The 602-nt window shown below is 56.3% G+C and carries 1 protein-coding gene; it reads left to right on the top strand.

Features of this window, described 5'->3' with window-relative positions; genetic code table 11:
- Positions 1-567 (top strand): hypothetical protein (locus tag RCG67_RS17055; RefSeq protein ID WP_368827987.1); only part of this gene is annotated, 567 nt, incomplete at its 5' end.
- Positions 568-602: the final 35 nt, after the last annotated feature.

Here is a 602-nt window from a genome sequence, read left to right on the forward strand (position 1 = left end):
TTCCCCAACCTCGTCCGGACAGATTCTGATCCAGCAGCTGCTCTGGGCACGTTCTGGAAAAGTACCCTGCAGGATAACTCCTCGTCTCGTTTCAATGAACGCACCGACTTCAATGAGGCATTCGGTGCGCGATCGTCGGTGCAGAACGCCATGATCGAACTTCTAGCCCAGAATGGCTACGCGCTTCGCGAAGCGATCAGCGGCTTGAGCAAGGACCAGCAGTTCCGCATTGCCGCCGAACTGATGCGAGAGGTTTCACGCAACGACTGCCAAGGGAACTACGGCCTGTTTACCGGTGGCGGGGTGATTGTGCTTGATCCCGAAGTGAAGACCTGCAGCTCTCTGAGGCCTGGGGGAAAGCCCGCGGCAATAGATGGGTTTGATTTTAGAGAGCATGTGTTGGACGCTCGATCTGCATGGATTTCTGCTTGCCGGAATGGAGGAGCAGTACGCATCGACTACTCCGACAGCTCTGCGAAACGGTCGATCGTGTCGTGCCAATCCCCCCCAAGATCCCTGTACACGCCGTTTCATCTTTCCCGAATCACGCCAAGGGGGCGACCATGATCGACGTACTCAACAGCGACACATCTTCCCCGATT

The sequence above is a fragment of the Kocuria cellulosilytica genome (assembly GCF_040981245.1).
Classification (GTDB): domain Bacteria; phylum Actinomycetota; class Actinomycetes; order Actinomycetales; family Micrococcaceae; genus Kocuria; species Kocuria cellulosilytica.